The sequence below is a fragment of the Cellulosilyticum sp. ST5 genome (assembly GCF_046529625.1).
GTDB lineage: Bacteria > Bacillota > Clostridia > Lachnospirales > Cellulosilyticaceae > Cellulosilyticum > Cellulosilyticum lentocellum.
The window spans coordinates 2,023,528-2,049,537 of record NZ_CP132338.1; the positions used below are offsets into that span (position 1 = coordinate 2,023,528).

Annotated in this window: 22 protein-coding genes; 5 read left to right on the forward strand and 17 right to left on the reverse strand. The window is 35.0% G+C overall.

The window, feature by feature from the left end:
• Window positions 1–81: 81 nt before the first annotated feature.
• Entirely contained in the window at window positions 82–813 is a 732-nt protein-coding gene (locus tag QTL86_RS09845) for an ABC transporter ATP-binding protein (protein WP_127066229.1), read from the forward strand.
• Window positions 788–2,392 (forward strand): hypothetical protein, encoded by a 1,605-nt coding sequence (locus tag QTL86_RS09850; RefSeq protein ID WP_127066228.1) that lies wholly within the window; start codon window positions 788–790, stop codon window positions 2,390–2,392. The genes QTL86_RS09845 and QTL86_RS09850 overlap by 26 nt, the downstream gene beginning before the upstream one ends.
• 92 nt (window positions 2,393–2,484) lie before the next feature.
• On the opposite strand, the gene QTL86_RS09855 is transcribed toward QTL86_RS09850, so the two are convergent.
• Complete coding sequence (locus tag QTL86_RS09855; protein ID WP_410497094.1) at window positions 2,485–3,354, reverse strand: methionyl aminopeptidase; 870 nt, start codon at window positions 3,352–3,354, stop codon at window positions 2,485–2,487.
• A gap of 336 nt (window positions 3,355–3,690) precedes the next feature.
• Between QTL86_RS09855 and QTL86_RS09860 the strand changes: the two genes are divergently transcribed.
• Both QTL86_RS09860 and QTL86_RS09865 read left to right on the forward strand, forming a co-directional pair.
• Window positions 3,691–4,659 (forward strand): DHH family phosphoesterase, encoded by a 969-nt coding sequence (locus tag QTL86_RS09860; RefSeq protein WP_410497095.1) that lies wholly within the window; start codon window positions 3,691–3,693, stop codon window positions 4,657–4,659.
• A 23-nt stretch (window positions 4,660–4,682) separates the two neighbouring features.
• Window positions 4,683–5,888: a cation diffusion facilitator family transporter gene (locus QTL86_RS09865; RefSeq protein ID WP_410497096.1), complete on the forward strand. Its 1,206-nt coding sequence runs from the start codon at window positions 4,683–4,685 to the stop codon at window positions 5,886–5,888.
• A gap of 121 nt (window positions 5,889–6,009) precedes the next feature.
• On the opposite strand, the gene QTL86_RS09870 is transcribed toward QTL86_RS09865, so the two are convergent.
• Window positions 6,010–6,777 (reverse strand): potassium channel family protein, encoded by a 768-nt coding sequence (locus QTL86_RS09870; RefSeq protein ID WP_410497097.1) that lies wholly within the window; start codon window positions 6,775–6,777, stop codon window positions 6,010–6,012.
• A gap of 293 nt (window positions 6,778–7,070) precedes the next feature.
• Here QTL86_RS09870 and QTL86_RS09875 point away from each other — a divergent pair, with 293 nt between their 5' ends.
• Window positions 7,071–8,813 (forward strand): ABC-F family ATP-binding cassette domain-containing protein, encoded by a 1,743-nt coding sequence (locus QTL86_RS09875; protein ID WP_410497098.1) that lies wholly within the window; start codon window positions 7,071–7,073, stop codon window positions 8,811–8,813.
• Between the two features lie 127 nt (window positions 8,814–8,940).
• On the opposite strand, the gene QTL86_RS09880 is transcribed toward QTL86_RS09875, so the two are convergent.
• From QTL86_RS09880 to QTL86_RS09950, 15 genes are all read right to left on the reverse strand, one after another.
• A complete protein-coding gene (locus QTL86_RS09880; RefSeq protein WP_410497099.1) occupies window positions 8,941–10,680 on the reverse strand; it encodes a hypothetical protein in 1,740 nt (579 codons plus the stop codon).
• Window positions 10,681–10,923: 243 nt separating this feature from the next.
• The gene (gene nspC / locus QTL86_RS09885; protein WP_127066221.1) at window positions 10,924–12,057 is read right to left on the reverse strand and encodes a carboxynorspermidine decarboxylase; all 1,134 of its coding nucleotides are present in this window, start codon (window positions 12,055–12,057) and stop codon (window positions 10,924–10,926) included.
• A gap of 10 nt (window positions 12,058–12,067) precedes the next feature.
• Window positions 12,068–13,267, reverse strand: a complete 1,200-nt coding sequence (locus tag QTL86_RS09890) for a saccharopine dehydrogenase family protein (protein ID WP_410497100.1) — start codon at window positions 13,265–13,267, stop codon at window positions 12,068–12,070.
• A 40-nt stretch (window positions 13,268–13,307) separates the two neighbouring features.
• Window positions 13,308–14,150, reverse strand: a complete 843-nt coding sequence (gene speE / locus QTL86_RS09895; RefSeq protein ID WP_127066219.1) for a polyamine aminopropyltransferase — start codon at window positions 14,148–14,150, stop codon at window positions 13,308–13,310.
• A 21-nt stretch (window positions 14,151–14,171) separates the two neighbouring features.
• Window positions 14,172–15,623 carry an aminotransferase class I/II-fold pyridoxal phosphate-dependent enzyme gene (locus QTL86_RS09900; protein WP_410497306.1) on the reverse strand — a complete coding sequence of 484 codons (1,452 nt, stop codon included), beginning with the start codon at window positions 15,621–15,623 and terminating at the stop codon, window positions 14,172–14,174.
• A 584-nt stretch (window positions 15,624–16,207) separates the two neighbouring features.
• The gene (locus QTL86_RS09905) at window positions 16,208–16,723 is read right to left on the reverse strand and encodes a GNAT family N-acetyltransferase (protein ID WP_410497101.1); all 516 of its coding nucleotides are present in this window, start codon (window positions 16,721–16,723) and stop codon (window positions 16,208–16,210) included.
• 87 nt (window positions 16,724–16,810) lie between these two features.
• Window positions 16,811–18,136 carry an esterase/lipase family protein gene (locus QTL86_RS09910; RefSeq protein WP_410497103.1) on the reverse strand — a complete coding sequence of 442 codons (1,326 nt, stop codon included), beginning with the start codon at window positions 18,134–18,136 and terminating at the stop codon, window positions 16,811–16,813.
• A 72-nt stretch (window positions 18,137–18,208) separates the two neighbouring features.
• Complete coding sequence (locus QTL86_RS09915; protein WP_410497104.1) at window positions 18,209–18,742, reverse strand: GNAT family N-acetyltransferase; 534 nt, start codon at window positions 18,740–18,742, stop codon at window positions 18,209–18,211.
• A gap of 26 nt (window positions 18,743–18,768) precedes the next feature.
• The gene (locus QTL86_RS09920) at window positions 18,769–19,335 is read right to left on the reverse strand and encodes a GNAT family N-acetyltransferase (RefSeq protein ID WP_410497105.1); all 567 of its coding nucleotides are present in this window, start codon (window positions 19,333–19,335) and stop codon (window positions 18,769–18,771) included.
• Between the two features lie 13 nt (window positions 19,336–19,348).
• Window positions 19,349–19,822 (reverse strand): shikimate kinase, encoded by a 474-nt coding sequence (locus QTL86_RS09925; protein ID WP_410497106.1) that lies wholly within the window; start codon window positions 19,820–19,822, stop codon window positions 19,349–19,351.
• Window positions 19,823–20,262: 440 nt separating this feature from the next.
• Entirely contained in the window at window positions 20,263–20,529 is a 267-nt protein-coding gene (locus QTL86_RS09930; RefSeq protein WP_127066215.1) for a zinc ribbon domain-containing protein, read from the reverse strand.
• 125 nt (window positions 20,530–20,654) lie between these two features.
• Window positions 20,655–21,578 (reverse strand): ketopantoate reductase family protein, encoded by a 924-nt coding sequence (locus QTL86_RS09935; RefSeq protein ID WP_410497107.1) that lies wholly within the window; start codon window positions 21,576–21,578, stop codon window positions 20,655–20,657.
• Window positions 21,578–23,521 carry an NAD(+) synthase gene (locus tag QTL86_RS09940; protein WP_410497108.1) on the reverse strand — a complete coding sequence of 648 codons (1,944 nt, stop codon included), beginning with the start codon at window positions 23,519–23,521 and terminating at the stop codon, window positions 21,578–21,580. The genes QTL86_RS09935 and QTL86_RS09940 overlap by 1 nt, the downstream gene beginning before the upstream one ends.
• An 18-nt stretch (window positions 23,522–23,539) precedes the next feature.
• Window positions 23,540–25,072 (reverse strand): nicotinate phosphoribosyltransferase, encoded by a 1,533-nt coding sequence (locus QTL86_RS09945; RefSeq protein WP_410497109.1) that lies wholly within the window; start codon window positions 25,070–25,072, stop codon window positions 23,540–23,542.
• Window positions 25,073–25,204: 132 nt separating this feature from the next.
• Window positions 25,205–26,005, reverse strand: a complete 801-nt coding sequence (locus QTL86_RS09950) for a ribose-phosphate pyrophosphokinase (RefSeq protein WP_410497110.1) — start codon at window positions 26,003–26,005, stop codon at window positions 25,205–25,207.
• Window positions 26,006–26,010: the final 5 nt, after the last annotated feature.

The following is a 26,010-nucleotide window of genomic DNA, read 5'->3' on the forward strand; positions in this document are numbered from 1 at the left end:
CTATTGACTTAGTAAATTATATTTGTTATACAATATATATAACAAATATAATTTTTATATTTTAATAAAGGGGGCGCTCCTATGCTACGTATTGTGAATTATAGTAAATCATATAAAAATGGACATAAGGCCGTGGACCAACTTTCTCTAGATGTACAATCAGGCGAAATCTATGGTTTTATCGGTCATAATGGTGCAGGTAAAACGACCACCATTAAAGCCATCGTAGGCATTTTAGACTTAACGGAAGGAGATATTTTTGTCAATGGTCATTCTATCAAATCAGAGCCTCTGCTTTGTAAACAAACCCTTGCTTATATTCCTGATAATCCTGATCTGTATGATGCTTTTACAGGTATTGACTATTTAAGTTTTATTGCTGACCTATTTGGTATGTCAACCAAGGAAAGAGAAAATCAAATCAAAAAATACAGTGAGGCTTTTGAACTTACACCTTACCTAGGAGACCTGATTGCCAGTTACTCTCATGGTATGAAACAAAAGTTAGCTTTAATCTCTGCTTTTATTCACTCCCCTAAACTCTTAGTGCTGGATGAACCTTTTGTAGGACTTGACCCTAAGGCCAGTCATACCTTAAAACAGCTGATGCGAGAGTTTTGCGATAAGGGCTCTGCTATTTTCTTTTCCACTCATGTTTTAGAGGTAGCAGAAAAGCTCTGTGACCAAATTGCCATTATTAAAGCAGGTAAACTTATGGCAAAAGGTAAAGTAGCTGATGTTATTGGTAATCAAAGTTTAGAAAATGTATTTATGGAGTTGATTGATAATGAATCCTTATCCAATATTAATTAAAGCTTATTTAAAACAATTATTAGGGCTTAATCAATTACGATATACCAAATCCAAAACCGAAAAAGCTAAAATGATTGCTATGGGTATACTAATGCTTTATGCTGCTGTGGTTTTTGTAGGGCTCTCAACCTGGTATGCTTTTATGTTAGCTAATGGCCTAGAAAGCGTAGGTGGCTTAAACCTTTTACCACTTCTTGGTTTAACTCTTATTAGTTTAATCATCATTATTTTTTCTACCTATAGTATCCAAGGTAGTGTATTTACTGCTAAGGACTATTCCTTACTTTTTTCTTTACCGATTAAACCTTTAGCTATTTTACTGAGCAAATTATTTTTTACTTACCTCATGAACTGTTTATTAACAGTTGCTTTCTTTACACCTATTATGATTATTTACTACTTGAAAACAACTTGTTCACCTTGGATATTTGTTATGATGATTTTCGCCATCGTTTTAGTACCGTTACTTCCTACTTTAATAGCAACTATCCTTGCTTATGGCACCTCTTTTATTGCTTCTCGCTCTAAAAAGCATGGGTCTATGGTCGTATTATTTTTAATGGTTGCTTTAACACTTGGTGCTTTTGCTTTGCAATTAAATGCCAATAAACTATTACCACTTTTATTGACCCATCGTGAGATGATTTTTGAAAGTATCAAACGTTTTTATCCACCTGCTTATTACTTAACAACGGCACTGGTTGAGTTAAATAGTGTTGCCCTTATAAGCTTTGGCCTTTATTCTATTATCCCTACTGCCATTATTCTTGTTTTACTGGCTAAAGGCCTAAAAAAAATTGTAGCCAATTTAAGTGAAACACATCAAATGGCTAACTTTAAACTAGGGCATTTGGAAACAAAATCCGTTATTAAAGCGCTGTATCATAAAGAAGTCAAACGCTATTTAGCCTCACCTATTTATGTCATGAATACCTCTATTGGTATGCTTTTAGTTGTCATCATGGCTATAGGTTCTTTCTTCTTCTCGCCTGATCAGCTTGAAGCTTTATTACAAATGCCAGAACTTCAAAATTATTTAGTAGGTGGTTTAGTCACCATCTTAGCCGGTAGTGCAGCAATAAGCTTTACAAGCTCTGTTTCTATTTCAATGGAAGGTAAAAACCTATGGATTGTTAAATCCTTACCTGTAACACCCACAACTTTATTTACTGCAAAAATTTTGCTGAACCTAACCGTTTGTTTACCTGCTATTTTATTAGCTAGCTTGTTATTTGCCTTTAACTTTAAACTGGGCCTAGTCGATTTATTTTATCTTTTGAGTATCCCTAGTTTATATGCCTTTTTAACTGCTACCTCCGGCTTACTCATTAATCTCTTTTTTCCTAAACTGAATTGGAGTAATGAAACTGCTGTGGTTAAGCAAAGTGCAAGTAGTATGATTTCTGTTTTCCTAGGTATGGGACTCATAGGAGCACCAGTTGGCCTTTTCTTTTTACTAAAGCCACAAAACCTTACCCTCTTTTTCATAGGTGTTATTGTGGTTTTGCTCCTTTTAAATAGCCTCTGTCTTTATCTACTTAAAACTATAGGTATCAAACGTTTTAATACGATTTATTAAGCATAATGGTTTCTATAGAAAGGAGAGCGTAGCTTCTTAAATATAAGATTGCTACGCTCTCCTTTGTTCTATAAAAACTATTTTTCTATATTTTAATAGGCAATGATTTCTATGCCTGTTTCTGTAATATGGATAGTATGCTCCCACTGTGCTGAAAGTGAATCATCTTCTGTATAAACAGTCCATCCATCTTCGTCATCAATATAGACGCGGTAATCACCTGCATTAATCATTGGCTCTACCGTTAAAGTCATCCCCGGTACAAGCAGCATTCCTTCTCCTTCTTCTCCTACATGAGGAACAAAAGGTTCTTCATGGAATAGCTTTCCTATACCATGTCCACCTAAATCTATTACGACAGAGCATCCATTTGATTCGGCACAAGCTTGTACTGCAGCCCCAATGTCTCCAAGGTGTCCCCAAGGTTTAATAGCCGCTATACCTACTTCTAGGCATTTTTTAGCTACCTCTACAAGCCTCCTAGCTTCTTCACTGACTTCACCAATCATATACATTCTAGAAGCATCAGCAAAATAACCATCTACAATAGTGGTTACATCCACATTCACAATATCGCCTTCTTGTAAAATGGTTTCTTCTGAAGGAATACCATGGCAAACCACATTATTAATAGATACACAAACACTCTTTGGATAGCCTTCGTAATTAAGAGGTGCTGGAATACCACCATGACTTACTGTATACTCATGAACTAATTGATTAATTGCTTCTGTAGACATACCCGCTTTAATCTTTGTGCCTACTAAATCTAGTACAGCATTATTAATCTCGGCAGCTTTTTTCATACCTTCAATATCAGCTTGTCCTTTGATAATTTCTCTAGGCGGCACTTCCTCACCTTGTAATTCTAAATGTTTAAGCTTTTCATCAAAGCTTAAATGACACTTTTTATATTTTTTCCCACTACCACACCAGCATGGGTCATTACGGTCAATTGACATCTTTTTACTCCTCCCTACTAGATAAGTTTTCTCTTACCATCAGTCCTTATTATATACCTGTTTTGAAAAATTTACACGTTTTCTTGGAAATCCTACTAGAATCTCTTTTAGGAGTGGTTTATACTAAAAGCAATTGTTCTACATATAAGTCACGCAAAATGCCATAATACTTATGACGGCTTTGACATTTCATACAGCCCTATTGAATTGTATCATTACACATTTTAGAAAAAATCAGAAAATAACATGGTATAAAGTTACTTTTTTGAAGATGGCTGATTGATACATTTTACTATTATTTGTAGAATATGATTAAAACTTATAGGAGATTAAAATATGATTAAACATTTTTCACATAATGATTTAGATGGGTATAGTTGTGTACTTTTAGCACAATTAGCTTATGGACCTAACGAAGTGAGTTTTGACAACTGCTCTTATGAAGATATTAATGAGAAAATCTCTCTTTATATCACTAATAAGGAATATTTAAATTATGAACATTGCTATATTACAGATATCTCTATTACCAAAGATTTAGCAGAAACCATTCAAAGCTTGATTGACACTACTGATAGTGACCTATCTGCTTCACATTTTCAGCTTATTGACCATCACCTTTCTGCTACAGCCCTAGAAGTTTTCCCTTGGTGTCAAGTACGTATTCAAGATGAAGCAGGTATTAAATGTAGTGGTACTTCTTTATTTTTTGACTATCTTAAAACACATGCATCAAGTAAGCTACTTCTAAATCCTCTTACAGCTGCTTATGTTGAAAAAGTAAGACGTCTAGACACTTGGGATTGGCAACCTTTAGGAGACCTTGAAGCGAAACAGCTCAATGACTTATTTTCTATTTTAGGTAATGAACGCTTTATGACTTATTGGTGGGAACGCCTGCAAACAGATGAGGGCCCTTTTACTTTTGATGAAACGCAACAGCTTCTTTTAGAAATTCGTCAAAATGAAATTGATAAATATATTGAGGCACGTAACGAAGAAATTATTGAAAAAACAATTTTAGGTTATAAAGCGGGAATTGTTTTTGCTAATCGTTTTCAAAGTGAACTTGGTAATAAGCTAGGGGAACTCCATCCAGAATTAGACTTTATTGCTATGATTAATGTGGGCGGCGGTGTTTCCTGCCGTACTGTCAAAGATAATGTGAACCTTGCTACAGATATTACAGAAGTTTTCGGTGGTGGCGGTCATGCAAAAGCTGCTGGTATGCCAGTTCCTCCTTCTATTAGAGAACTGGTTATTAATACTTTATTTCACTTGACAGAGGAAAATAAAGCCAAGTAAAACAAGTGAATGGAGGGAGATTTATGACAAAAACGCTTATTAAATGTTTTATAAAAAATTACGAAGATATTACTAATCCTAAGGTGCGAGAGGCTTATGGACATTTAGGAAGTATGGTTGGTATTATTGCTAATCTTATCTTATGCTTAAGTAAAATGGGGATTGGCCTACTCTTTAAAAGTATGGCTATCTTTGCCGATGGTATCAACAACTTATCAGATGCCGGTTCATCAGTAGTAACTCTCATTGGCTTCAAGCTTTCTGCAAAACCAGCAGATGAAGACCATCCTTTTGGTCATGCACGTATTGAATATATTTCAGGTATGATTGTTTCATTTATTATTTTACTTTTAGGTTTAGAACTTATTCGTTCATCTATCAGTAAAATTTTAAATCCTGAACCCATTTTATTTAGCCCTATCTTAATCATGGTATTAGTCTTTTCTATTATGGTCAAACTTTGGTTAAGTCGCTTTAACCGCATACTGGGTACTAAGATTCAATCTACCACAATGATTGCTACAGCCACAGATAGCCGTAATGATGTTTTAGCTACAAGTGCTGTACTTCTCGCCACCATCATTGCCTATTTTACAGGTATTAACCTGGATGGTCTAATGGGCGGAGTAGTAGGCGCTTTTATCTTTTATTCAGGTATTTCACTCATTAAAGAAACTACAAGTCCTTTACTAGGGCAAGCACCTGACCCTGAGTTTGTAAATGCTATTCAGACCAGGCTCCTCAGCTATAAAGAAATTACTGGCTTTCATGATTTAGTCATCCATAGCTATGGGCCTAACCGCTGGTTTGCTTCTGTCCATGCAGAAGTACCTGCAGATGCTAATTTACTTCACTGTCACGATATAATAGATAATATTGAACGTGACCTTCAAAGAGAAATGGGGATTGATTTGGTCATTCATATGGATCCTATTGTCACTAACGACCCTGTGATTAATGACTTAAAAGCACAAGTTAAAGAATTCGCTAAAACTATAGACCCCAGACTTTCCATTCATGATTTCCGTATGATCATGGGACCTACTCATAGTAATATTATTTTTGATATTGCTATTCCTATAGGTTTTAAGCAATCACCTTCTGAGTTAGCTAAAGCTTTAGATACAGCTATTAAAACAATTAATCCAGACTACTATACAGTCATTACAGTAGATACCAATTACATCTCAACCTCTATTGCTTCACACATAACCAATCAATCTTCTTAGCTAGGTAAGTGTATTCCTCTTTGGACGTACACTCACTTAGCCTAATAATATATCCTTTAAAAGAGCTATAAGGTGTACACCTCCTTTGACAAGGTAGTGCTTCTATAGCTCTTTTACTATTTTAACTTTCATCTACTGCTAAGATTGTTGCTATAAACATGCCTGAAAATAGCATGCCAGAAAGAGCAATCATTATGGTGAGTACCTTAGCCAAAGTTGTTTGAGGGTAAACATCCCCAAACCCAACTGTAGTAAACGTAATCACCAGATAATAAAATAAGTCCACCGCACTTTGCTGATTAAAGGTTTCAGCTTGTATAAAATGATGAACTCTAGAGTGTCCTGTAAACTGAACCAGAACTAATAAGGTATAAAGATTACTTAAAATAATAACCAGCCATGCAATAATACTCTTTACCTTTAATGCTTTTCCTCTTTTTGTATCTGGCTTATAAGGTACTTCGCCTGTTATAAAATGAAGCATTTCTAAATACACCATGACAACACTTGTAATAAGTGCCATAAAAGCTACCTGTCTTGTAATAACCGTATTAATTGTTGAAAAAAACATTAAAATCACAGTAGGTGTTAAAATAGAAAATGCAATATCAAGTGTCATACTCATTAAGTATTCTTCCAGCCACAGTGTAAAACTGATAAGTAGTTTTAGTAATAAACTATACATTACAAATGCTAGTAAAAACACAATGCATTTTTGAATTTCACCTTCTTGTTTTAAGACCTTGCCAATGCTTAATAAAATCACAACGCCCTTTTGCAGCAAATCTATCATTTGATCTTGCCAACTACCTTCTACCCAAAAGAATTCCTTTACTATATTCTTCAAAGATAATTGCTTACTTTTTGCCCCTACTATTAATTGCCCCATTAGTAATATTAACAATATAAGAACGAGGTACATAGTCTTCCTCCTAGCTTATCCACCTTGCTTCATTATATTCCGCCTTCGTCCTAGTCATGCCCATCTATCTGTATCTTTCATAGCTCCTTCGAAACGAATAGATTGATAGTAATCCTAAAAGATGTTATACTACTAAAGCAAATTCACAAAACAGATTTACATACAAAAATGAGTAAAAAATTGTAGTTTATAAAATAATATATCGAAGAGCTTATTTTGATAGGCTCTTTTTTAGTAGCAAAGACAAGAAAGGACATTCTATGATAAACGTTGATAACTTATCCTACTCTTTTCCCCAAAAAGATCTCTTTAATCATATTTCATTTACATTAGAAGAAGGTCAGCACTGTGCTTTTATAGGTGTAAGTGGTAGTGGAAAAAGCACCTTGATTGATTTAATCATGAACCCAGAAAAATATATGTTCGAGGGTGATTTAGAGATAACACCTAACTGCCGCATTGGTTATGTGAGTCAGTTCATTGAACCTACACAAACAAAAGATATGACTGTATTTGAGTATATAGGCGGCCCATGTATTGGGTTACAAAATGAATTAACAGCCATTTGCACTGAAATGGAAACCTCTTCTGATATTGAGGCCTTACTTGAAAAGTATCAAGAAACGTTAGATGCTTTTGAAGCACTTGGTGGAGATGATTTTGAAAGTAACATTAATAAAAAATTAAATTTAGCCGTTCTTATGAAACATAAAGACCTAATGGTTTCTCAGCTAAGTGGCGGTGAATTCAAGCTTGTTCAGGTTATTAAGGAAATGCTCAGTAACCCACATTTAATGATTATGGATGAACCAGATGTATTTTTAGATTTCGAAAATCTTAATGCCCTTAAAAACCTCATTAATGCCCACAAAGGCACACTTCTTGTCATCACCCATAATCGCTATCTACTCAATTATTGCTTTAATAAGATTATTCACTTAGAAAATAAGGAGCTACAAGAATTTGACGGTAACTATATGGATTATAACTTCTCACTCCTTGAGAAAAAGATTGAACTACAAGAACTGGCTCAAGCTGATACAGATGCCATTGAGCGAAATGCTGAAGTTATTGAAAGACTTAGAACTGCCGCAACGAATCTGGCTGACCCTTCTAAAGGGAAATCTTTAAAAGCTAGAGTAAAGCTCCAAGAACGTTTAGAAGCACGCAGAATTAAAGCACCCTTTGTTTACATCAAAGAGCCTGCTATTCATTTGCTTACCAATCATGAAATAGAACCAGAAACCACTATTTTAAAAGTAACGGATTACAGCGCTGCCTTTGAAGAAACACTTTTAGAAAATGTCAGCTTTGAAATTAAATCCACTGATAAAGTAGCCATCATTGGCGCTAATGGCACTGGAAAAACGACTTTACTACGAGAAATTTTTAAAAATGATCATCCAAGCATTGCATTTAACCAAGGCACTGAAGTGGCTTATTTATCTCAACGCCAAGGTGAAATGCTCGATGAGTCTCATACAATTTTTGAAGAATTTCTCGAACTTGGTTTTAAAAATGATGATGAAGTACTCTCCCATATTGTGGGCTATAGCTTTGAAGAAGAAATGCTTCATCAAAAGATTGAGGCTTTATCTGGTGGAGAAAAGAATCTCCTTCAATTAGCCAAAATTGCAACAAGCCATGCAAACCTACTGCTATTAGACGAGCCTACAAGTCATTTAGACACCTACTCACAATTAGCTCTTGAAAAAGCTCTTGGAAATTATAATGGTGCTATTCTTATGATTTCACATGACTTCTATTCTATCGTTAACTGTATGGATTACGCCTTAATCATTGATGATAAGACCATCAGAAAAATAAGTATGCGTAAATTTAGAAAAATGATTTATGCAAGCCATTTTGATAAAGACTATCTAGAACTTGAACAAAAGAAAAAGGCGCTTGAAACAAAAGTAGCTCTGGCTTTAAAAGATAACGATTTTATACGTGCTAAAATACTATGTGACGACTTAGAAGCACTGATTAAGCTATTTTAAATTATGATAAAAGGCCTCATTGAATCCCTACGATTTAATGAGGCCTTGAAATTTATAATTAAATTTCCGAAAATCCTTCATATACCTCTGTATACTTAGGATTCCCTAACTCCTAATAATTTTTAAACTACTTTACTTGTTCTCCATTTACAAATAGTTTATAACCATTTGTTTCAATCTGACTTAAGTCACCCGTGAATTCAGTAATATAAGAATCTCCTGTGAGCACCCATTTACTACTGTCATCTATTGTAACTGTGGTTGTTCCTGACATATTTTCAGTATTTATTGATCCTGTAAATTGTGTTCCTTGTTGTAACGTTAGATCTAATATAGAGATATCATCTACACGGATTTTACCATTCATCGCTTGATTGGTTGCAATAAAGGTACAATCACCACCATTACTTCCTTGTGTTCCCCAACCTCTTGAACTTGTATTTCCAGATACATTAAGAAGTGTATCTGTTGCTAGAGTAAGTGCAACATTTGTTAATTCCACTGTACAAGTTGTATTGGTAATATAAATCATATCACCTTGGTTAGCTGTGATACTACCATTTTTTGCAGTAAAAGTAGAGTGTCCAATGGCGGCATCACCTGACATACTTTGATAAATCATGATATTGTGTACGCTATCATTTTCATCAAGATTACTACTATCCATATTACCTGTTACATTACAGTTTTCAAGAGCTATAGCGTTCTTACCTTCTATTACAAGTGCTTCAGAATTATTAGCTACAAGTGTAGCATCAGCTACAGAAATATCAGCTGTAGAATAGATCGATGGACTACCAGTACCATTTGTTATATAGCTTCCACCTAATACTTTTACAGTACCGCCTCCTCTATCACTACGAATAGCCGCAGCTGAGTTACCTTTTGTCTCAATTTCTAAGTTAGTAGCATTCATAGTGCCACCACCTGTAGTTTGAATACCACCTGAATTATTACCTGTTGTATGAATGACACTATCTGATACATTAACAACTGTTCCTTCACCATAACTAAAAATACCATTTCCATTTGTTACCGTTGTATTGACTGCACTATTTTTAATAGTCACCTCTGCTCCGTTTGTTACAAGTAAGCCAGCATTTTGTCCATAAAAATCACCATTTTCAGTGTTAGAAGAGTTTCCTTGTGTTTTTTCTACTGTAATACCATCTAAGGTTACTTTTGCATTGTCAACACGGAGTGCATTTTCATCATCTCCAGTAGAAATATATCTTCCATCTGTTATATTTTTATCCGTATCAATTGTATTAGCCGATGTACCTTGAGTTACGGTACTACTTCCACCAAAGCCTCCCCCTGCATTAAGATTTTTGACAATAATGCTTTTAGCTGTATGATCATCATTAAGTGCTACTTCTAAAATATCGTTGACACCAATTTGATTAAGAGTACCTTCTTGTGTTCCCTGTAACATTTCTATTGTAATTTCTGTGGTATCATCAATAGTAAAAGTAATTGTTTCCTGGGAAGCACTAAATGATTGCATACCACCTTCATCAGATGGTGGCGTATTATTTGTCATTGCCTCACCATCAGGTAATGCAGATGGTGTACTCTCTGCCTTAGTCTCTCCATCAGGTAATGCAGGTGGTCCATCTCCTGTCACCGTCTCTCCATTGGGTAGTACAGGTGGCCCATCCTGTGTTAACTCGCCAGTTACTGCCGTTATTGTATGATCTGTAATATTTTGAACTTTAACGACATATACTTTTTCTTCTTTGTTTTCTTGCAAATTAGTGGCTTCTTGAGTACTTTGTGCTTCATAAGTTGTATCTGTAGTACAACCGCCCAAAAGACTTGTTGTTACCACTAAAGCTAAAATAGGTGCTACTTTTTTAAAATTCATTTTAACATGCTCCCTTCCATAACCTTAATCAACTTTACAAGAATAGTTTAATATACAAAGCTTAATTTAACCTTAATTTTTATACGATGATTTATCAATTTAAGTGCAACAGCTCTTCCATAAATGATGCATATGTATTTCCCTAATCTAGGCATTTACGTGCCTAGCATTGATTAATAGTTTTATATTCTCTTTCAAGAAAAAAACCTTCAAATCCATCGGATTCAAAGGTTTTCTTCTTCATTATAAACGTGATTTAAAATCCTCATAGCCAAAGCTTTTAATCATTTTAAATCCTTCTTTTTCACTATAAAGTACAATACTTGGAAGGTTAATTCCATTAAAGGTATTATTCTTAACCATGGTATAGTGTGCCATATCACAAAATACTAGTCGGTCACCCTCTTTTAGTGGTGCGTCAAATGAATAATCACCTATCACATCACCAGCTAGGCAAGTCGCACTGCCTAGACGATAGGTATAAGCTTTTTCTGTTGCTAGGCCACTGCCAATAATCTGTGGTCTATAAGGCATTTCTAGTACATCAGGCATATGGCAAGCTGCTGAGGTATCTAAAATTGCAATATCTATATCGTTATGAAGTGTTTCTAAAACCGTACTTACTAAGTAACCTGTGTTCAAAGCCACTGCTTCTCCTGGTTCTAGATAAACCTCTATATCATAGGCTTCTTTAATATGCTTAATGCACTTAATGAGCTTTTCTAAATCATAGTCCGCTCTTGTAATATGATGGCCACCGCCAAAGTTAATCCATTTCATTTGATGAAGATAAGCGCCAAACTTCTCTTCTACCACTTTTAAAATACGTTCCAGGGTATCTGAATTTTGTTCACACATAGCATGGAAGTGTAAACCTTCAATCCCTTCTAGATCTTCACCTGCAAAATGCTCTAAAGTAATCCCCATACGTGACTTAGGTGCACAAGGATTATAAAGCTCTGTTTCTACCTCTGCATATTCAGGGTTAATACGAAGACCGCAGCTAATAGGTTTTCCTGCTGCTTTTATCTTTTCTTTGTACTTATTCCACTGATTAAAGGAGTTAAATACGATATGATTACAATAGTGCATAATCTTATGGAATTCTTCTTCCTTATAAGCTGCTGCATAGATATGAACTTCTTTTCCCATTTCTTCATAGCCAAGTCTAGCTTCATGAAGAGAACTTGAAGTCACGCCGCTTAAATATTTGGCTACTAGAGGAAAGGTTTCATACATAGAAAAGGCTTTGGTAGCCAAGAGGATACGGCAGCCCGTTTCCTCTTCTACCTTTTTTAAAATCTCTAGATTCTTTATTAGAAGGCGTTCATCTACCACATAGCAAGGGGTAGGTACTTTTGTAAAATCTAAATCCATAGTCCTCTCCTTACTCTACTAATTCAGGAGCAAAAGATTCTTTCCATGGTAAGCCCCACTTATTAAGCGCTTCCATAAATGGATCTGGATCAAACTCCTCTACATTGTAAACACCCGGTTTCTTCCATTTACCTTGAAGAAGCATCATAGCTCCAATCATAGCTGGTACACCTGTTGTATAAGAAATGGCTTGCGAACCTACTTCTTTATAGCATTCTTCATGGTCACATACATTGTACACATAGTATTGAACGGGTTTTCCATCTTTAACACCTTGGTAGATACAACCAATATTTGTTTTTCCTTTTGTTCTAGGTCCTAAAGACGCTGGATCTGGTAAAATAGCTTTTAAGAATTGAAGTGGTACAATTTGCTGACCTTCATACTCAATTGGTTCAATAGAAGTCATTCCTACGTTTTCAAGGACTTTAAGGTGTGTTAAATAGTTTTGTGAGAAAGTCATAAAGAAACGAATACGCTTAATCCCTGTAATATTAAGTGCAAGCGATTCTAACTCTTCATGGTGTAACAAATACATATCCTTATCCCCAATTTCAGGGAAGTTGTACACTCTCTTAATCTCCATTGGCTCTGTTTCTACCCATTCACCATTTTCAATATAGCTTCCTTTAGCTGTTACTTCACGGATATTGATCTCAGGATTAAAGTTTGTTGCAAAAGGATAGCCGTGATCTCCTGCATTGGCATCTAAAATATCAATATAATGAATTTCATCAAAGTAATGTTTAAGCGCATAAGCTGAGAAGACACCTGTTACACCTGGATCAAATCCGCAACCTAAAATAGCTGTAATCCCGGCTTTTTCAAATCTTTCTCTATAAGCCCATTGCCAGCTATATTCAAACTTAGCAGTATCTAAAGGCTCATAGTTAGCGGTATCTAAATAATGTGTTTTAGTGGCTAAACAAGCATCCATAATGGTTAAATCTTGATAAGGTAATGCCACATTGATAGCAAGATCAGGCTTATAATCTTTAATAAGTGCAATAAGCTCATCAACATTATCAGCATCCACCTTAGCCGTTGTAATCTTTGTTTTACCCCCATCTAATTTTTCCTTAAGGGCATCGCACTTAGATTTTGTACGACTCGCAATACAAATTTCTTCAAATACTTCCCAGTTTTGTACACACTTATGTACTACGACACTAGCAACACCGCCAGCTCCAATAATTAATGCTCTTCCCATCTCTTAATCATCTCCTCGTTATGTATTTTTTCTTTATTCATTATTTCAATAACTTTTTAACGTAATTTGGCATAGCAAAACTTCCTCTATGCACCTCAGTATTATAATACTGCGTCTCTATTCCTAACTCATTCCAAGCCTTAGCATCTAAATCTTTTATTGGATCATACTTCTTAGAAGCAAAGCCAAAGAGCCAGTGCCCTGATGGATAAGTAGGAATATGAGCACTATAAAGCTTGGTAATGGGGAAAAAACTTATAATCTTCTCATGTGCCTTTCTCAGTGAATTAGCATGCATTTGATAGTAAGGACTTTCATGTTGATTCACTAAAATCCCGTCTTCCTTTAAGGCTTTATAACAATTACCGTAAAACTCTTTTGTAAATAGCCCTTCTCCTGGGCCAAAAGGATCTGTAGAATCTACAATAATCAGATCATACTCCCCTTCTATATGGCGGATATATCTAAGGCCATCTTCATAAAAAATATGAACTCTTGGGTCATCTAAACCACAAGCAGTTTGCATCAGGTGAAGCTTGCAAGCTTCTACTACCATTTCATCTATCTCTACTAAATCAATATGCTCGATACCTTTGTAGCGAATAAGTTCTCTTACAGTACCACCATCACCACCACCAATAACTAACACTTTTTTAATCTTTGGATTTGTAGCCATAGGCACATGGACAATCATATCGTGATAAATAAATTCATCCTTTTCAGTGAGCATCATACACCCATCCAGGGTTAAGAAAGTACCAAATTCATATGAATTCATCACATCTATACGTTGGTACTTACTTTGCTTCGCATAGAGGTGACGATCTACCTTAATCGAAAAACGAACATAAGGGCTATGTTCCTCTGTATACCATAACTCCATTAAACTCGCTCCTTTCGCCTCTTACTCTTTCACCACATTGATATGCTCAATATGAATGTCTTCTGTTCCTGTTAGGAAGCAGCCTTTCATTTTGGCATAGTGAATATAATCTAAAATCTCTTTTGTAATTCTTTCACCTGGCGCTAGTATAGGAATGCCAGGAGGATAGCACATAACAAACTCACTACAAATATAACCTGTACTATCTTCTATTGGTATAGACCTCTTATCTGCATAAAAAGCTTCTTGAGGTGTCATTGCCACCTGCGGATTAATATATTCGTGGTCTAGCATACCTGATGGACTTTTAAGATAACGTCTTTTAGTTTCTGCTAAAGCTGAAATAAGACGTTCTATCGCTAAATCTGTATCACCTACAGAGATAATAGCTAACACATTGCCAATATCTCCAAATTCTATTTGTATATCATAATCATCTCTAAGAACATCATAAACCTCAATGCCTGCAAGGCCCATGTCTCTTGTATGTATGGATAACTTAGTTACGTCAAAATCAAATACTGTGTCTCCATTAATAAGCTCTTTACCAAAAGCATAGTAACCACCCATTTTATTAATCTCTTCTCTTGCATAACTCGCAAGTTCTATCACCCTATCAAAAATCTCTTTTCCATTTAAAGCAAGATTTTTTCTGGAAATGTCAAGAGAAGACATGAGTAAATAAGAACCACTTGTGGTCTGTGTTAAATTAATAATCTGACGTGTATAACCTTCACCCACATTGTTATTGATGAGTAAAAAAGAACTTTGCGTCAAAGACCCACCTGTTTTATGCATACTCACAGCTGCCATATCTGCTCCTACACTCATGGCTGAAGCAGGTAATTCATCATGAAAATAAAAATGAGTCCCATGTGCTTCATCAACTAGCACTAGCATACCATGTTCGTGAGCTAGCTCTGTAATACGTTTAAGAGGTGAACAAATGCCGTAATAAGTCGGATTGTTAATCAGCACTGCTTTGGCATCTGGATGTTCTAAAATAGCAGCTTTAACATCTTCATAGGACATGCCTAAAGGAATTCCTAATTCCTTGTTAACCCCTGGATTCACATAAACAGGAATAGCACCGCATACAACTAAAGCATTAATGGCACTACGATGAACATTCCTAGGCATAATGATTTTATCCCCTCGCTTGCACGCCGTCATCACCATAGCTTGTACGGATGAAGTGGTTCCTCCTACCATGAAAAAAGCATGTTTCGCGCCAAAAGCCTCTGCTGCTAACTGCTCAGCTTCTTTAATCACTGATACTGGATGACATAGATTATCTAAAGGCTTCATAGAATTCACATCAATTTGCATACAGGATTCACCTAAAAACTCTGTAAGCTCCTTATTTCCTCGTCCTTGTTTATGGCCAGGTACATCAAAAGGTACAATGCGCATATCCTTATATTTTTGTAAGGCCTCATAAATAGGCATACGTTCTTGAGAACTTTTATACATCATTCATTTTCCTTTACAAATATATTTTTTCTGCCATTTATAGTGTATGTAATATTAAGTTATTTGTTTAGTAATAATAGATAACTCCATCTAACACACACGTCCTACGGCTTGTTATACCATAGGCTAACACCTATTTATGGATTTCGTTACACATTGTACAATAGACAAAAAAAAATAGCAATACCTTATCTTATTTTCTCTAACTATTTTGTTTATACATACTAAACTTTTGTTCGGTATTTTTTATTTATCTGAAAAGTTATCTTTTTTATTTTTTTAATTACTTTTCTTCTAACACTTCATAATATTGACTTTTTAGTTGCTACTAATCTGTAAAGGGCTTTATGTATTTTTTAGAATAATTTTTTTTGTTTTTTTCGTTTTACTGTACTATTTAAGCAAAATATTAGTTATTTTTCTCTCCTATTAACATCATAGAAGATAATTTCTTTATTTTATAAAATTAATCTTCATCATTCAGAAGCAATGCTACATCATATAAAAGCAGTACAAGAATCTCCTCTAGATAGAGATACTTGTACTGCTTCTGCTTAATATATCTTTGACTTATCTACTTTATTTTAATTATCCTTTTTTAGACGATAGATCATAGGTGTATATCTTAAGCCATCAGTGACTTGTTCAATATCACTGTCGATAAACCCTAAATGATGATAGACTTCCACAGCAAAAGGAGAGGAATTAACTGTCATATTACCAGAACTATTATCCAAACAAGCTTTTTCAAATAACTGTTTTCCAATTCCTTTTCTATGATACTTGCCATCTACAAAAAACAAAGCAATGTGATTTCCATTGCTACGAGTCGCAAGCATACCAATGAGTTTAGTATGTTCAAATGCTCCATATATTCTAAGCCATTTTATATATTCAGTGTCGTGCAATGAATCATAAAACGATTTTATTCCTTGCTCAGAATAATCAGGGCCTTCATATTCCTGAAAAACTGTCCAAGCTAATTGTAATGCCATTTCATATTCATTTGATAAAAGTTCTCGTATTTCCATATTTCTGCTCCTTAAATAATCTCTCTTAATATCTTTTGTAGTTCTCTCACTATTATCAGCATAATTCATTTGGCATTTTATAAAATTAATAAATTTGTTTATAACCTTCTCTAAACAAATTAGCATTTTAGGTATTACTATTATTATAGATTATGTTCATAATCCCCTATTCTTTAAATCTTTTACCATATTAAAATAAAACTCCCTAACATCAAAGCCATGTATATTTTCACGATTTAAATCTATCATATCTCCGTGAGAAATACCTCGGCAGCCGTTGGCCTTGACAAACGTAAACTGTTCTCCCCATTTCATTGATTCAACTGCAACAAGTCCATCACTTTCACCATCAAAATGACGAACAAGTGGATAAGACACATTAAGAGGAAACTTCCCACTAGTAGCTCTTTTCATCTTAGAACCTACACTTTGATAGAAAACATGAGGCATATCAGGGGCTGTTTCGTTGAATTTGCTACATTCTGAAGCTGTCAAATCTTTTACCGCAGTCATGAAATCAGGATTTTTATCTCCGAGTTTTAGTAATGTCCTATTATATTTTCGGGCAATAGACTGACAAAAGCTTTCAGGCAGCTTATTAAGTAAATAATCTGCAAAAATACAACCTCTGTGTGGTGTATTGATCGTCGTTAATGATGCTACAAATGCCGCTACATCTAAACAGCTTATTGCATACCTACTATCCAAACCACCTTTTGAGTGAGCAATGATATTAACTTTTTTACATCCCGTTTCTTTAACAATCTCTTTTATCCGCTCAGCAATTTCTTTCCCACATTCTTTAACCGAAGCAGCCGAATCCTGAACGCCATAATATACTGTTGCTCCATTTTTTATGAGCTCACTCGGTATACGCCCCCAGTAGTTGAGGTATCTACTGTCTCTAAAAAACACGCCATGTACTAATAACAAAGGATACTTTGTCTTACATTCCATTTTTTCTGCTCGGCCTATATTAATATAATATTTTTGATTCTCAAATTGTATTTCTTTCATGACTATAGAAATAATTTTGTATAAGGCAACTAAGTTCACAATAGGGATCATACCACAGGCTATTTCAATAATCCTCCATTTGATTCCAAGCTGAACTGAGGTCAAATAAACACGGATGATGCCATTCCAAAATAGCACAGCTTCACCTATCACTACAATAAGGCAATTAATCCAGAATGCAGTTACATTTTGGGAATGCAAATTAAACCAGAGCCATACAGTATATAGAGTTGATAAAATAGTAGAAAACACAAAAAGTATAAGTAGCTCTGCACCATTTGTTAGCATTCCATTGCGTTTACTTGTTCCGTTCCTAAAGGATGGCGCTATATTGATTAAAATAAAAGCAATACATGCTGGAATAATGATATAATAACTATTCATTAAAGTAGCAAAACTAAAAACGTTAACTATAAAAAATGTTAAAATACAAAGTCCTATTCGTTCAAAAATATTTCTTCTCATTTTTCACCCCTGTTTCCAACTTCATTCTCTTATCACTAGGAGATTCAGCTTACCCTATAGTATATTTCAAACTTATGCCAGCTTCCATTCGTCATTCAAAATACCATACAAACAAGTATCTGCCCAAATCGGATTTCCTTTCTCATCATGTTTAAAATAAAGATGTTTTATAAACATGCCTTCTTTTCTCATACCGAGCCTCTCTAATAGCATTTGTGATTTTATATTTAATGCATCACATCTAGCAGTTATTCTTCGTACTCCTAAGCTATTAAAAGCTACATCTAGTAATGCTGATACAGCTTCTGTAGCGTAGCCCGCCCCTTGATATTGCGTATTAAAAAAGAATCCTACCTCCTTTGAATCAAATTCTCCATTTTCATAAATTAGTTCACCTATAACTTTATTAGTTTGCTTTAAACTCACTGCCATAAAATCATCAGTATTTATTCGTTTATGAACTTCCTCTTTAGCCATTTCATCTGTATGTACCATATAAGGTGAGTATCTAATAACTTCTTGATCAGATAAGTATTCCTGTAAATCTTTCCAATCTTCCTCTTGAAAGTTCCTAATGATTAATCTCTCAGTTTCTATTGTTTTCATTTTTTCTCCTTATGCTATATACGTATTTAAACTATGTTTATTTTTCCATTTTGGACAGAATAAATAATTAAGTCGAAACGTTCTCCTGTTTCCTTATCAATTCTTCTATTCTTAAGTACCGCTTCTTTTTTCATTCCTGCTTTTATTAGAACTCTTCCAGAAGCCATATTTTGACTACTATGTTTTGCTTCAATAAGGAATACTTTTTCGCTAGAAAATAAATACTTTATGACTTCACTTACTGCTTCAGTAGCATAGCCTTTCCCCCACCATTTTGTGCCAATAAAATAGGCTAATTCTCCCACCTGTAGTAGCGGTAAATAAAGGCTATCAAGATTAATATTTCCTATTACCTGATTACTTTCCTTTTCAACAATAGCCCAAATATATGTGTTTTCTTTTTTATATTCCTGTATCCAATTTTCAATGCATTGCCTAGTCTCACTAATACTTTTGTGGATAGAAAATGCAAAGTATTTAAATACATTCTTATCAGACATTACATTAAAATATAATTGCTCACTATCATCTTCGACAAATTTTCTTAGGTACAAATGTTGTGTTTCTAATTGTTTTGTTCCTTGTTGATTCATTAAAACTTCCTCCTTAACCAATTGGATTTTTCTTATTTGATTGAATAATCTCTTTTACAATTTCTAGATTATCATTCAAATCATCTTCTCCATTTACAACTATTTGTTTACATCTTAGCAGCTTTTGCCACTCATCATGCTTAGTCTTACTTCTCATGTTCACATCTCCATTGTCATATGCAGCCGCCCACTCCATAAATTCTAGATGATTCTCATACATATCTCCACCCAGCTCAATTCTTGAACCAAAATGAACTTTTTCTCTTTCCTTTAATCGCCTAATACGAACATCTTTATCCGTTACTACTCGAATTGCAAGTGTAAAAAATGGAATCAATTCATCTCCCCAGTCCACAAGGGAACCTGAAATAACCACCTTATCTGAGTGCGATATATCTTTCTTCATTATCTGAATCCGCTCTGTTACTTCTCGCTTTGTAGTATACTTTGGATTTGTGGGTAACCAGAAATAATCATCTGTGTCCATAAACGTATATCCAAGCTACTTAGCTATGAATTTCCCTAATGTAGATGTTCCTGAGCCTGATGCCCCATAAATATGAATTACATTTTTACACATATTTTCCCTCGTTCTTCAATATTCTTCTCGTTGTATTCTCATTGATCAACATAAAGTCATTATATACTCGAGAGGGGTAATTTACTATATAATCCGAATAATTTAATATTTTTAACATAAAATAATCCAAGCATCTCTAAAATCACTAGAAATACTTGGATTATTTTATGTTACTTATCATATTACTGATCAACTATCAGATTTCATAATGACGTATTCTTTTCTCACTTTTTATTAGGCTTTCTTTTATTAGCAAGAGTTTTTCCATGTCTTCTAATAGTTCTTGGTTCTTCATCTCAAACATCATTTATTTTCCGGCATGATTGGTGGTTGTTGTCTCAGAGGCTTTATGCTTGTTTCCAGCGCTTTAAGGTAGGGAAGAACTCCTTCATCATAGCTCTTGCTTCTTCTGCAGTGGCACATACTTTTTCCTCTACTAAGATCGGTACACAGTTTTCTATTTCTTCTTCCATAGTCACATCACTGATAAAATCCCCTTGGTCATAGCAATACTTACAGTAATCTGTGCTTTTACTTCCATCTTGCTCAGTGCCATATAACTCATCTGTTTCCCCCATAGGCATACCACAAGATTGACAATATTTATCTTCCATCTAAAAAACCTCCTTATAATAAGTTATTTGATAGACTTATTATAAGGAGATGAATATGACAACAGCATGTCACATTAATAAAGTTTTTATTTCAAATCAGCTTATAACCTCTGCCAATCCTTAATTTAAATAATCCCTTTATTTTTTTCTTCTAAAATTTTAATAGCATCATAGAACACTTCATTAATAGGTGTTGGTACACCTACTTCCTTACCCATGGCAATCATTTCACCTGCAAACATTTCTACCTCAGTTACTCTTTTATTTTCAATATCTTGCAGCATAGAGGTTTTATTACCATATGGAACATGACTAAGTAACTCTCTTTGCGCCAGTAATTCTTCTTCCGTAAAAATAATACCTTTTTTAGCTGCCACAGCAAACACTTCTCGCATAGCTGCTTCTCTTAAATGATTAGCTGTTTCACTTACCTGCCAAGCCCCAAAGGGAATACCTAATATGGCAGAGCTTTGGTTTTCAGCTACATTACAAGCATATTTATGCCAAAGTGCCTTTCTCATATCTAGAGGAATTTTATACTGAATTCCTGCTGTTTCAAAAAGCGTTTTAATAGCCAAAATACGTTCTGATAACACGTCGTTACGTTCTTCTCCAAACTCAATATACCCATTACGTTCATTAAACGAAATGCCCTCATCTGTTCTAATACTACTTAAACGCATTAAAGCATAAATAACCTTGTCACCATAGACCTCTTGAAGTTTTTCTTCACTATTTACCCCATTTAAAAGGGACATAATCACTGTATGCTTACCTACTTGATTTTTAATAGCTTTTGTAGCTGCATCTAACCCTTGATATTTAGTGGCAATCATAACTAAGTCCGCAGGCTCACTTTTTTCCTTAGGTGTAACAATTTGAAATTGATAGGACTTACTATTGATTAAAAGACCTTTTTCTAATCTTGCTTTTCTTTCTCCCTCAGCAATAACAACTAATTTTCCATTTGATAATACAGAAGAAAGCTTAGAAGCCATAAAAGCACCGATTGCACCTATACCAATAATGGCTACTTTTTCAATCTTCATTATTCACTCAGCTCCTCTATTTCACTTAACCATAAACTACTACAAGCATCACTTGGCATACGCCAGTCTCCTCTTGGTGATAAACAAATACTTCCGATTTTTGGTCCATCAGGCAAGCAGCTACGTTTAAATTGTTGACTGAAGAAACGACGATAAAAGACTTTTAGCCATTTTAAAATGGTTTCATGACTATAAAGCTCATCTGTTTCCTCTTCTTTAACTGCAAAAGCTGTTTTCGCTAAGAAATAAATTTTACTTGGACTAAAACCAAAACGTAATAAATAATACAAGAAGAAGTCATGGAGCTCATAGGGCCCTACTGTATCTTCTGTTTTTTGAAGCATCTCCCCGTTTTTACCAACAGGTAAAAGTTCAGGACTAACAGGAGTATCTAACACATCTATTAAAGTATCCTTTACCTTTTCACTTTGACGTTTAGAAATAGTATAAACCAAGCTTCTTACTAAAGTTTTTGGTACACTTGTATTAACGGCGTACATGCTCATATGGTCCCCATTATAAGTACACCAGCCTAGTGCTAACTCACTTAGGTCTCCTGTACCGACTACCATACCTCCACCTTGATTAGCAATGTTCATTAAAATCTTAGTACGCTCTCTAGCTTGGGTATTTTCATAAGTAATGTCATGAACATTTTCATCATGCCCAATATCACTAAAGTGCTGTTTGCAAGCTGCTGCTATAGGAATCTCTCTCATGGTAATGCCTAACTCTCTCATGAGTTGAAGGGCATTTTCATAAGTACGGTCAGTAGTTCCAAAGCCTGGCATAGTTACACCTACAACCCCCTTGCGATCCCAACCTAAATCATCAAAAGCTTGAACTGCTACTAGAAGCGCTAAGGTAGAATCTAAACCTCCTGAAATACCAATAATAGCACGCTTGCTGCCTGTATGACTAAGACGCTTTTTAAGTCCTGCTACTTGAAGTGAAAAAATATCTTCACAGCGTTTATCTCTCGTTTCTGTAGCATGAGGCACGAAAGGTTTTCTTGCAATCCTTCCTTTGAAAGTTCCTCTATAGCTTAAAGTCTCACCTTCTATGCGCCTTACTTCTGGCATAAAGAACTTTCTGCTATCTCCATAGCTCTTTCCTTTGATACGATCTTTTTGAAGGCGTTCTAAGTCTACGTCCTCTACTAATACATAATCAGTATCAATAAGCTTTTTATTTTCCTTTTTAATAGCCCCATTTTCAGCAATTAAACTATGACCACTAAAGACAAGGTCTGTTGTAGATTCTTCTGCTCCTGCTGAAACATAAAGGTAAGCACATAAGGTTCTAGCAGATTGCTGACTTACAAGCTGACGGCGGTAATCTCTCTTTGCAATAATTTCATTACTTGCTGATAAGTTCACGATTACATTGGCACCAGCTAGTGCTAAAAGAGAACTTGGTGGAATAGGTGTCCAGACATCTTCACAGATTTCTACCCCTACTTTTAACTCACCACACTCAAAAAGCAAATCCGTGCCTACAGGTACCTTTTCACCTAATAAGGTCATTTCACCTATACCTAAATCCGTTCCTAGGGCAAACCATCTTTTTTCATAAAACTCATTATAGTTAGGAATATAGCTTTTTGGTACAACCCCTAGCACTTTTCCTTTTAAAAGAACAGTCGCGCAGTTATAAAGTTCGTCTTCAATCATCAATGGAAGACCTAAAACAATTAACATTTCCATCTTCTTAGTTGCCTTGGCAATTTCACCTAAAGCCTTTTTAGCGCTTTCTAAAAGGGTTGTTTGGAAAAATAAATCAGCACAGGTATAACCCGTTATACAAAGCTCAGGAAATCCTATGACCTGCACCCCTTCCTGATCAGCTAGTTGAATTTGCTTTAAAATCTGTTCTTTATTATAGTAACAATCAGCTACTCTTACACTAGGTACTGCAGCTGCTAGCTTTACAAAGCCATACATATAGTCGTCATCTCCTTTTTAAAAGTCTCCTCTATGAAGTCTATCACGAATCTCCCTCAATGTGTATTGTTTCGTCATTTTTCCGTCCTTAAACACGGTCTTTAATTGATTTTCTGCAGTGATTTCTTCTTTAAAGCTAGTACCATAGCCATCGATATATGTTAACTCACCATCTTTTTCATATACATAGCATAATCCTTTTTGAGATTTTTTAAAGTTACCTGTATCTGTCTTAGGATTTTTAAAAATCTCAATACGATTCTCTTCTTGCTCCGCATAAGTAGCTTTAATGGCAATACCAAAGGTATCTCTAGTATAAGGGTTGAAGCTACCATCTTCATTTTGAAGACATTGCATAGAAAAGCTACCTACACCTAATACTACATTGTTACAAGCAAATCCTTTTTCTAGTAATCTTTCATAAATGGCAATAGCACGTTGTGGTGTAATGCTGTCTCCATAGATTGCTTTAATATGTGAATCCAATACTTTATAACCTTTACTATTAACGCTGCCACCAAAACTTTCCCATAAACACTGAACCGTTCCTTTTTCTTCTGGTGTTTCACCACCGTTTCTGCTAGTACCGCAAATAATATCCACAGGATCGCCACTATCTCCTCTAACAAGTAGTGTCCCTTCGTGAGCCATAATCTCTTTTTCACAAGCTGGTAGAAGCTCCGTCACTAGGCGCCAGTAATCATAGCTATCACTTACCATAGAAAAATTATGCTTTGGATAAATTTCCGTTAAAAGGCGTTTAATCATCACTGTTTCATCGCCATCTACAGCATAGTTAGAACACATCACACTATGCTCTGTGCTAATAGCTCCAAAAGCCACCTCTTCCTTGGTGCAATCACAGTTATATAAATGCTCTAAATAACTAATAGCTGGGACTGTGGCAGTATTTACAAAAGATAAGCAAAAGGCCGCACTACTTTTAATAGCACTCTCTGTGCTTTCTTGACCTCTCATAGAAAAATCTCCTAAAGCACGTCTCCTTGGTACATTGTCTTCTACACTTAAATCATAATAGTGATTAACAATTTGACGGTATTTATATCCTACATTGGCACTTATCATCGTATTCCATAAATTACATGAAATATTGGTTTCAATAGTATTCACAAGCCATACAAAATCCGGATGGGTATTACTTACTTCTAACATAGGTACTTTAATAGGTACTCTCGTTCCTTCTGGCACCGCTTTGATTTCTAATGGCAAGTATCCTAAATCATGAAGTGCTGCAATTTTCTCTAAGCCATAAGCCCCTTTTCCTAAGGTAGCCGTTAGCAGCCTCTCATACTCAGCCAGTACCTCCTCTTTAGGTCTCTTAAAGAAATTATCATTAAAAGCTTCCATCAGATAAGTCTTAATAAAACCTTGGAGGCCAAACATAATGAGATGTTCTTCCCCTTCTAATCTGCTCATACGAGGTGTAAAATAAGAAGCCATTTTAGTTAACCCTTTAGGATACTGCTCAGCATGTGTTGTTTTATAATAATCTAATAATAATAATGGATTTATATTGATTCCAAAATTCATTTTAATCTCCCCTTATTTCTTTCTATTTTTCAATATCTATTTTCATTGTCTTCTATTATTACAAAAGCAATTTTATACAAATATAATCTACTCCACTCATTTCTCAGTAGTGATTGTTAGATCAAGTGATTCTTATCTGTAACCAACTGGTAGCACTGTGATTTTCTCATGTGTATTGGTTAATAAGCTGGATGTCGTATAAATATGGCGAATCAAATCACCTTCCATGAGTTTACCCTCCAAAATACTATTTTCACAATGTGTAATGTATAAATCGATTTGATCTGCACCTAAGGCTTTTAGCTTTAAAGCCGAAAAATAAAAGGTGCCTCCAAAGCTACTAATATCATCAATAATGAGTACATTAAATGGTTCCTTAGGTAGATACCCTGAAACTTCTAAACCTTTAATCTCTCCTGTTTCCCAATCTCTTTGCTTAATCCCAAAAGCATTTGGAAATTGAAATTGTTCACTATAACGTTTCTGACTACCACTATCAGGATAAAAAATAATATCCTTGCTAGCTACTATGCCACTTTGTTTAACTGCTTCTTCTACATAAGGCTTCACTGACATCTGCTCTACCCTATGTAGTAGCGCACTGGTCACATCTGAATGAGGGTCTAGTACATGAACCTTACTAAAATTTAGGGCATTAATCATTTCACAAAAATACTTCAAAGTAAACACATCTTCCGGTCTCTTAGTGCGATCTTGTCTAGCATTTGGCACATAAGGCATCCATAACTCAATATCATGAATCCCCTTATCCTGTAAATGCCTTGTTAAAAAAGTCACTACTAAAAGTTCTTCATTGTTTTCGTATTGCCAATCAATGTGTATCTTTTCATTCTTCTTTGTGAAGTGTTTAATAAGTAAAGTACCATCTGGAAAATAGCCTGGCTCTATTTGCTTACCATTTATTCGAATCATACCTA